Origin of the sequence: Cellulomonas phragmiteti (genome assembly GCF_016862775.1) — a bacterium.
In the GTDB taxonomy this organism is placed as follows: Bacteria; Actinomycetota; Actinomycetes; order Actinomycetales; family Cellulomonadaceae; genus Cellulomonas; species Cellulomonas phragmiteti.
Map to the genome: position 1 here is coordinate 1 of NZ_BONP01000046.1, position 7,093 is coordinate 7,093.

Annotated in this window: 8 protein-coding genes; 1 reads left to right on the forward strand and 7 read right to left on the reverse strand. The window is 69.3% G+C overall.

What is annotated here, in order from left to right; translation table 11 throughout:
• The coding region (locus tag Cph01nite_RS18640) for a hypothetical protein (protein ID WP_203676511.1) at nt 1–349 on the reverse strand (349 nt) is incomplete at its 3' end.
• Complete coding sequence (locus tag Cph01nite_RS18645; protein WP_308439451.1) at nt 340–1,659, reverse strand: MBL fold metallo-hydrolase; 1,320 nt, start codon at nt 1,657–1,659, stop codon at nt 340–342. The genes Cph01nite_RS18645 and Cph01nite_RS18640, both read right to left, overlap by 10 nt.
• A gap of 146 nt (nt 1,660–1,805) precedes the next feature.
• On the opposite strand from Cph01nite_RS18645, the gene Cph01nite_RS18650 reads away from it, so the two are divergent.
• Entirely contained in the window at nt 1,806–2,666 is an 861-nt protein-coding gene (locus Cph01nite_RS18650; RefSeq protein ID WP_203676516.1) for a hypothetical protein, read from the forward strand.
• 555 nt (nt 2,667–3,221) lie between these two features.
• Here Cph01nite_RS18650 and Cph01nite_RS18655 read toward each other — a convergent pair.
• The 5 genes from Cph01nite_RS18655 to Cph01nite_RS18675 all read right to left on the reverse strand — a co-directional run bounded on the left by Cph01nite_RS18655 (nt 3,222) and on the right by Cph01nite_RS18675 (nt 7,014).
• A complete protein-coding gene (locus Cph01nite_RS18655; protein WP_203676518.1) occupies nt 3,222–3,593 on the reverse strand; it encodes a hypothetical protein in 372 nt (123 codons plus the stop codon).
• Entirely contained in the window at nt 3,590–3,847 is a 258-nt protein-coding gene (locus Cph01nite_RS18660; RefSeq protein WP_203676520.1) for a hypothetical protein, read from the reverse strand. Before Cph01nite_RS18660 ends, Cph01nite_RS18655 begins: the two co-directional genes overlap by 4 nt.
• 599 nt (nt 3,848–4,446) lie before the next feature.
• Nucleotides 4,447–4,992: a hypothetical protein gene (locus tag Cph01nite_RS18665; protein ID WP_203676522.1), complete on the reverse strand. Its 546-nt coding sequence runs from the start codon at nt 4,990–4,992 to the stop codon at nt 4,447–4,449.
• 512 nt (nt 4,993–5,504) lie between these two features.
• Nucleotides 5,505–6,137 carry a ribonuclease D gene (locus Cph01nite_RS18670; RefSeq protein WP_203676524.1) on the reverse strand — a complete coding sequence of 211 codons (633 nt, stop codon included), beginning with the start codon at nt 6,135–6,137 and terminating at the stop codon, nt 5,505–5,507.
• A gap of 13 nt (nt 6,138–6,150) precedes the next feature.
• Nucleotides 6,151–7,014 carry a hypothetical protein gene (locus Cph01nite_RS18675; protein WP_203676526.1) on the reverse strand — a complete coding sequence of 288 codons (864 nt, stop codon included), beginning with the start codon at nt 7,012–7,014 and terminating at the stop codon, nt 6,151–6,153.
• Nucleotides 7,015–7,093 lie beyond the last annotated feature (79 nt).

Consider the following 7,093-nt stretch of genomic DNA (forward strand, 5'->3'; position numbering starts at 1 on the left):
CGTGATCCGCCAGGACGTCGTACGACATGTGGACGTCGTACGTCCACACACGCAGCGGCAGGTCGTCGCGGAGTCGCGCCCAGCGGTACAGGGTCGGTTCGTGCCATCCGTGCGGCAGGACCAGGCGCAGCTCGCGTTCACCACGTCTGGCCAGACCTATCGCCAACGCCAGGTCGGTGTTCCCCTCCTCCTGCGCCCCGACGACGAGCGTCAGCACGTCGTCCGTCCCGAACCAGACGAAGCGCGAGGAGTACCTCCCGGTCAGCCGAAGAGCATCGGCGTCGACCTGCTGAGCGAGTCGGTCGGCATGGTTCGCTGCGAAGACGGTGCGGGCCTGCTTCACGGACATCGGGGACTCCTGCTGGCGGCGGACGAGCTGGCGAGGGCCCGGTGCGGGGCGACCTCCCACCAGGCGCCGTCCTGCTGGGGCGCGGCGTTGGCGAAGTGCTCAGCGAACTGCTGAGGGCCTTGCGTATGTATCGGCACCAGCCGGCCAGGGTTGACTGCTGCGGCGAGGCGACCCAGGTCTCGCACCGATGCGTGCCCCGAGGTGTGGTGCTCGACGAGCGGGACACCCGCGCTGCGTGCGGCCTCGCGCAGGCGGCCGCCCGACGGGTCCGCGAGATAGCCCGACCACATCGACCACACGAGGGCGCCGCCCGCCGTCAGCGCTCGGTCACGGAGGAGCTCGTGTGCGGCGGACGAGCCTCCGAGCACGACGTAACGCTCCGGATGAGCGACGAGCTCCTCGGTGAAGACCCGGTACCGCCGGACCGCTGCCGTCCGGTGGAACTCACCCGACTCCTTCACCTGCACCCGCTGGCGGCGCGGCATCCAGACCCCGAGGCCGGGGAAGCCGGGGCGCGGGATCGTCGAGCGTCCCGTCGCCTCCGCCACTGTCGCCGAGTAGAGGTCGACGAGCAGGATTCGACCCGCACGCCGGGCCGCCCGGTAGACCGTGACGAGCCGGTCGATGTTCTGCGCAGAGCTCGCGACCATCGCCAGCCCTGCCGTCGATCGGATCGTGGCGGCCAGGTCGAACTCGACGCGCGACTCCGTCACTGGTTCGTGGCGCTCGGAGCCGACGTGCGTGCCCTCCATGAGGAGGGCATCGATGCCGGCAGGCGGCGCGGCGAGCATGCGTGCGAACGATCGCTTGCGGCCGTGTCCTCGCAGGTCACCGGTGTACATCAGGCGCCGGCCGGCGGCCTCGACGACGACCGCATAGGCGTCGAACGCGCTGTGATCCACGAGGTGAGGCGTCACCCGGAACGGTCCGAGCGCGAAGGTCTGCCCATCGACGAGGTAGCCCGTAGGCCGCAACGCCGGCCCCCGAGGTGAGAAGAAGCGTGCCGCCTCGACGATGGCAGATGCGGCCCGCCCCGCGAACACCGGGACCGAGGAATGCACCTGGTCGACGAGCCCGTAGTGATCCAGGTGCCCGTGCGAGATCAGAACGCCGAGGAGGGACGGGTCGGAACCGTCCGCGAGCCCAGGGACGTCGGGCAGGGCGGCAAGGTCGTCGGGACCCGCAGTGAGTGGGCGGCCTACATCGAGGACCAGCCGGGCGCCTTCGGCTTCCACCTCGACACAGCTCCCGCCCACCTCGTGACAGCCGCGGTGCACACGGACCCGCATCGGGGACGCTGGTGATGTCATGAGTCGGACCGTCCCAGGCGGGTACGACACACTCCCCCATTCGGCGGCGGAGGACGGCGCTTCCAGCGGCGCACGCAACGCCACAGGTGGGTGTCACCGACTCGTGCCTCAGGCCCGGTCGCCCGCGCTCACGCAGAATGTGCGGCGTGGAGGACCTCGATGCCCGTCTCGCACGGCTGCTTTCGGGCGGTGCCGTCGGTGAGCTCGTGGACCTCGGCTGCGACCTGGCGGAGGCGGGCCGTGACGCTGACGCGGAACGGTGCTTTCGCGTCGCAGCGGACCTGAGCGACGCTGTTGCGGCGTTCAACCTCGGCAACACCCTCGTTGCCCTGGAGCGCCCGGACGAGGCGGTCGTGGCGTACCGGTGTGCCGTGGAGCGTGGGGAGACGGCCGCCTGGCTGAACCTGGGGCACGTGCTGCAGCAGCAGGATGATGTAGCGGGGGCGATGTGGGCGTACGCGTGCGGGGGTGAGGCCGGCGACCTCGGCGCCCAGATAGCACTGGCTTTCATGCTCCGCGAGCAGCACGCGTTCGACGTGGCGCTCATCGAGGCGGAGCGGGCCGCAGCTGCAGGAGACGCGTTCGCAGGCGCTGTGGTCGCGTGCTGGCGGTGGTGCACCACGCTCGACGTCACCCTCGAACCTCAACTGCGTGCCGGGGCCGAGCACTTCCCGGCCGCACGCTCCGACCTCGCACACCTTCTCGCGGCGACCGGTCGGCTGAACGAAGCACGCCGCGTGCTCGAGCGCGGAGCGAAGCTCGGCGAGTCGGACAGCCTCCTGCCGCTGGGCAACCTCTACCGCGACGAGTTCGACGATGCGTCCGCCGCCGAGACCGCCTACCGCGCCGGCGTTGCGGCCGGGGATCTGCACTGCCATGTGAACCTCGGGCAACTGCTCGAGGACCGCGGCGAGCTCCGCGAAGCCGAGGAGCAGTACCGGCTCGGCGTGACAGGTGGGGACGCGCTGGCGTTGCGCGCTCTTCACGACCTCCTTGCCGAGGACTGATGGCATTCTCGCCGCGGTGGGTCACGCCGGCGCCGATCGGTCCGCAACGTCAGCTGCTGGTGCTCGCGCCGCCACCCAGGAGGCCACCTGCCGACCGCACCGTGCGTCCGCGGTGGCACGTGCGCGTGCGGGAAGACCGTCACGGTGCGCGACACCGACCTGGAACGCGACCGGCAGCCCCGTGGCCTGGCAGTCGACCCGCTGGGAGTTTGTCCTTCAACCGTCGCAGCCTGATCGAAGGGCTCAGCGCCCAGCTGCGCTACCAGATCCGCAACGTCAACCGCGGGCACTTCCGCGTCCCCGCGGCTCGTCGCAACGACTCTGCTCATGGCCGTCACCCTCGCCGCGCACAACGTCGGCCTCCAGCACGGCACCATGCACTTCACGTTGAGACCCCCCTGCTGTGAGGGCTCGACCGTTGCACTCGCCGCCACTCGGGCAACGACATGCACCTTGCCGCCGGTGCCCGGGGCTCGAGCTCGCGGCGCCGTCCGTCAGCGCCGCGCCATGCAGTCGGACGTCCTCGCGCTCGGCCTGCTGGACGCGGCCGGACCGTCAGCGCACCTCGACGGTGCCGTCCTCACGGACGTAGATCAGGGTCTCGGGGCAGATCGGCGGATCGACGGTACCCAGGACCTGGCCGGTGGCCGTATCGGTCACCGTTGCGCCCACGTCGACGCAGCGCTCCTCCTCCTTGATGGGCTCGCCTTCGTACCGGACCACATCACCTTCGCGTGCTGCGATCTCCTGGGGCTGTGCGGCCGGGCCGTCGAACGTCAGGGTGACCGACGTCGTGCGCTCATTCACCAGCTCGGCCCATTGTGGCTGGGGGGCGTCGTAGAAGCAGCCCGTCGTCGTGAGAGCACAGGTCACTGCTAGCGCGATAGCTGACAGGGTCTGCCGCGCCGCTGCGGCGTGAGCTGTCACGGGGTTGCTCCGTTGGTAGGCGTGGTGGCTCGGTAGGCGAAGATCCCTGTCGCTGATTGGTCGGGGGCCGGCCATGACGGATAGGCGAGGTAGAACACGTCGGCCTCCACGGCAGCCACGGCCGCTTCCGCATCGGCCTTGGTCATAGCGACACCGTAGTAGAGGGTGAAGGAGACCGAGTCCCCCGGGGCGATCACGCCCAAGTCGAGGTCGAGAGTGCTGCCGGCGCTCGCGTCATCCGTGACGTCGACCACCCGCGAGTCGTCGCCGCTGACGGGAGCACCCCGTTGCCAGGGGGCCGTCGCCGACCCAAGAAGCCCTGCCGGGACCCTCGGCAGGGCTTCGCGACGCCCGCGAGCGCCCCGAAGCCACCCCACCGACCCCCGAAACCACGAAACTCCCGGCCAGAGAACCCTGACCGGGAGTTTCGGTACCACCTGGGCGGTTCCATCGGGAACCACCCCACTGTGGGTGGTTCCCGAAACCCCGTGACCTCGAGCGACGCACCAGTTGCGGCCGGGCCAGGCACACCCTCGGGAGTGCTCCAGGCACACCTTCACGATGCCGGTAGCAGTGCTGGTCAGGAGCAGATTGCCGCTGGGCATGGCTCCAGCTGCCTGCTGCGAGACGCTGCCGGAGTCATTGGGCGTCGATCTCGGATCCGCTACCGATCGGGTCGTGCGCGAGCGCGAGGCCTACCGGTTCACCCCGCTGGCCCGTCGTCACGACGAGCGCGGCAGCCAGCGGTGGAAGGGCCCGCCCCTCGCCGGCCACCTGCGCTGCCTGGACACCCCGGCGTCCATGCTCAGGACCGTCCATGGATCGAACGCGCGTCGAGAGCGCACGACGTGGCTTACACGTCGCAGTCGTCGCAGCGGCCGGAGGCGGGCAGCTGCATGTGGCACGTCTGGCAGGTCGCACGCTCCGCGAACTCCAGCCGGCGCTCCGCCGATCCTCCGCCTGCGCGCAGGGAGTTCACCGGTAGGGCGACGACGCGGTACCCGCCCTCGGGCTCGCGGACCTCGACGTACCCGCGCGCGAAGTACGCCGCCGCCGGCACGCCCCGCCGCACGGCGACGGCGATGTACGGACCGGGGGCCGGGATCCAGATCTCGTCGAACTCGAGTTCGGCGGCGACCTCCCGCATCATGGGCCGGTTCTCCAGCGGCGCCTGGAAGGCCTCCATCGCCGCCTCGAACGACGTGAAGCGCTGCCGGCGGCTCCCGTCGAGCACGGCGCGGCAGGACGTGCACATCGGGTAGGCGTCGCGCTGCTCGGGCGTCGCGGTGGTCAGCCGCTCCAGGCTTTCGGCAGTCAGGTGCGGGCACTCGTGGGTATGCAGAATCTGCCAGCCGGGCACCACGCAGATCTCGTCAGCGTCCTCCACCTCGTGCCGCACAGCTGGATCATCGCATCTGCCGGCACCGACGGGATGGAGTCAGGCACCGATGACCCGAACGACCTACACGGGCCCCTGTCGGTAGAGCCAGCACTGGTCGCCCGAGGTCGCCATCCGCACCGGCTCGTCCCCGAGCGGCGCCGGCAGAGCGACGCCGGGTCGCAGCACCGTGAAGCCGACCTGGGCGAGGAACACTGACGCCTCGGGGACGCAGTGCCCGGCGACCAATGTCGGGGACAACGGCAGCAGCTGCTGCGCGGTCAGAATCAGGACCGATCCGATCCCCCCGACGCCGCCACCCGGGGGCCACTGTGAGCGCGTCGACGAACATCGACGCGCCGGACCCGTTGACCATCCCCGTCACCGCCAGCGCAGCGACCACGCCCTCGCGGCGGCTCACCGCTACGAACGTCATCCTCGGCGATGTGCGCCGCTCCGGCCGACGGGACCAGATCAACAGCAGGCCATCACGAGGCGGTCGACCTTGAACAGAATCTGACTCCCAGAGTACGTCAGTACGCGAATACGTCACCAATGTCTAGCGTATCAAGCGCAGCCCGAGTCGGCAGATAGGCGAAGGACTCCTCGAGCAGGTGCGCCGCGCCACGTTCAGCCGCCCGGGATCGAAGTTCGGCTAGGAGCGGCACGAGATAGCGGACGTCGTTAGCCGCGTACTCCAGTTGGGCACGCGTGAGGTCGTGCGCGGACCAGTCCGAGACCTGCTCTGTCTTGTCGATGTTGACGCCAAGTAGGCGGCTAAGCGTCGGCTTGAGAGAGTAGTGGTCGGACTCGAGGCCCGGCTCGACGATCTTCATGGCGATCTTCGTGCACGCAATTCTTGCCGGCGCTGCCTTCCAGGTCGCGACGAGGAACCTCAGGTCGAACGGCGCATGGTGAAACACCTTGGTGACGCTTGTGTCCTCCAAGAGCTCGACCAGCAGTCCAGGGTGCTCTCCGGGTGTGACCTGGACGATGACGATCGCGTCGGGCGTAGCAACCTGGACCGTTCTGATCTGGTCTGCACGCCAGTCCAGGCCTGTGGTCTCGATGTCGCAAGCGATCACTTCGGTGCTGCGGGCGTGCGCAAGCCAGTCGGCGCCGATGTCGCCGCGGCGCACTACGACGTCTTGTCGGATCGTAACCATGCCGTGCCGCCTCCTACCGAATCGTGCTCTGAGCGGCGATGGCGTCGATCTCACCTTGCACGAACGCGAACAGCTCACCACCTGCCATCACCCAGGTTGGCACAGAGGTCCGACGCTCCCGCCCGTGCGAGTAGAGCGTGAGCACCGCTCGCCCGTCGAACCGGTACGCACTGAACAGCGCATCACCGGCCCGGACGTACACCTCGACCGCTCCACCACCAGCCTGAGCGAGCGACCTGTACTCGGTGACGGCCTCGTTGATCTTGGCTACCACGGCACCCGGTGACATGGCGAAGCGCTGCGCGAGGTTGCCCACGGTTGCCTCGTCGTCCGGGTCGGGCAGGAAGACACGGATCCGCGAGCCTCTCGCCTTCGCGACCCGCTCAAGACGATGACGGTGAGCGTTGCGCCACGTGTTCGCGTAGGCAACGACGACGTCAACGTGGACAGCCCCCTCGAACAGCTCACCCCACTCGACGTCGTCCAGATACTGGTCGGTGACTCGGGTGATGCCCGACTCGACGACATCTGCCGAGAGCTTGGCCTTCGCGAGCACCTCCATCGCGAAGGCACGGCGACCAACCAGGTCCCAGGCGACCGTGAGCAGCCCCGTGGCAAGGAGCAGCCCGCCTACCTGGCCCAGGAATGCACTCCACGCACCGTCCGCCCACGGCTGAACCGACAGCCACATCAAGGCCAGGCCCGTAGCCGCGAGCCCGCCTGCGACGAGGACCGCCGACAGCGAGGTGACCTTGCTCTCGATGGGATGCCGTTTTCTTTGCACGATCCGAAGGTAGAGCCACGCGGTGGAGGTCGCATCGAGCCGCGCCGGGTGACGACGTGACCCTGTCCGCCGGATCAACCAGGATAACGCCAAGCGGCTACACCACATCCGGGGACTTGACCCAACTCGATTCCGCAGTGGGTCGTCCGCACACGCCGGCGCCGGCGCCGTG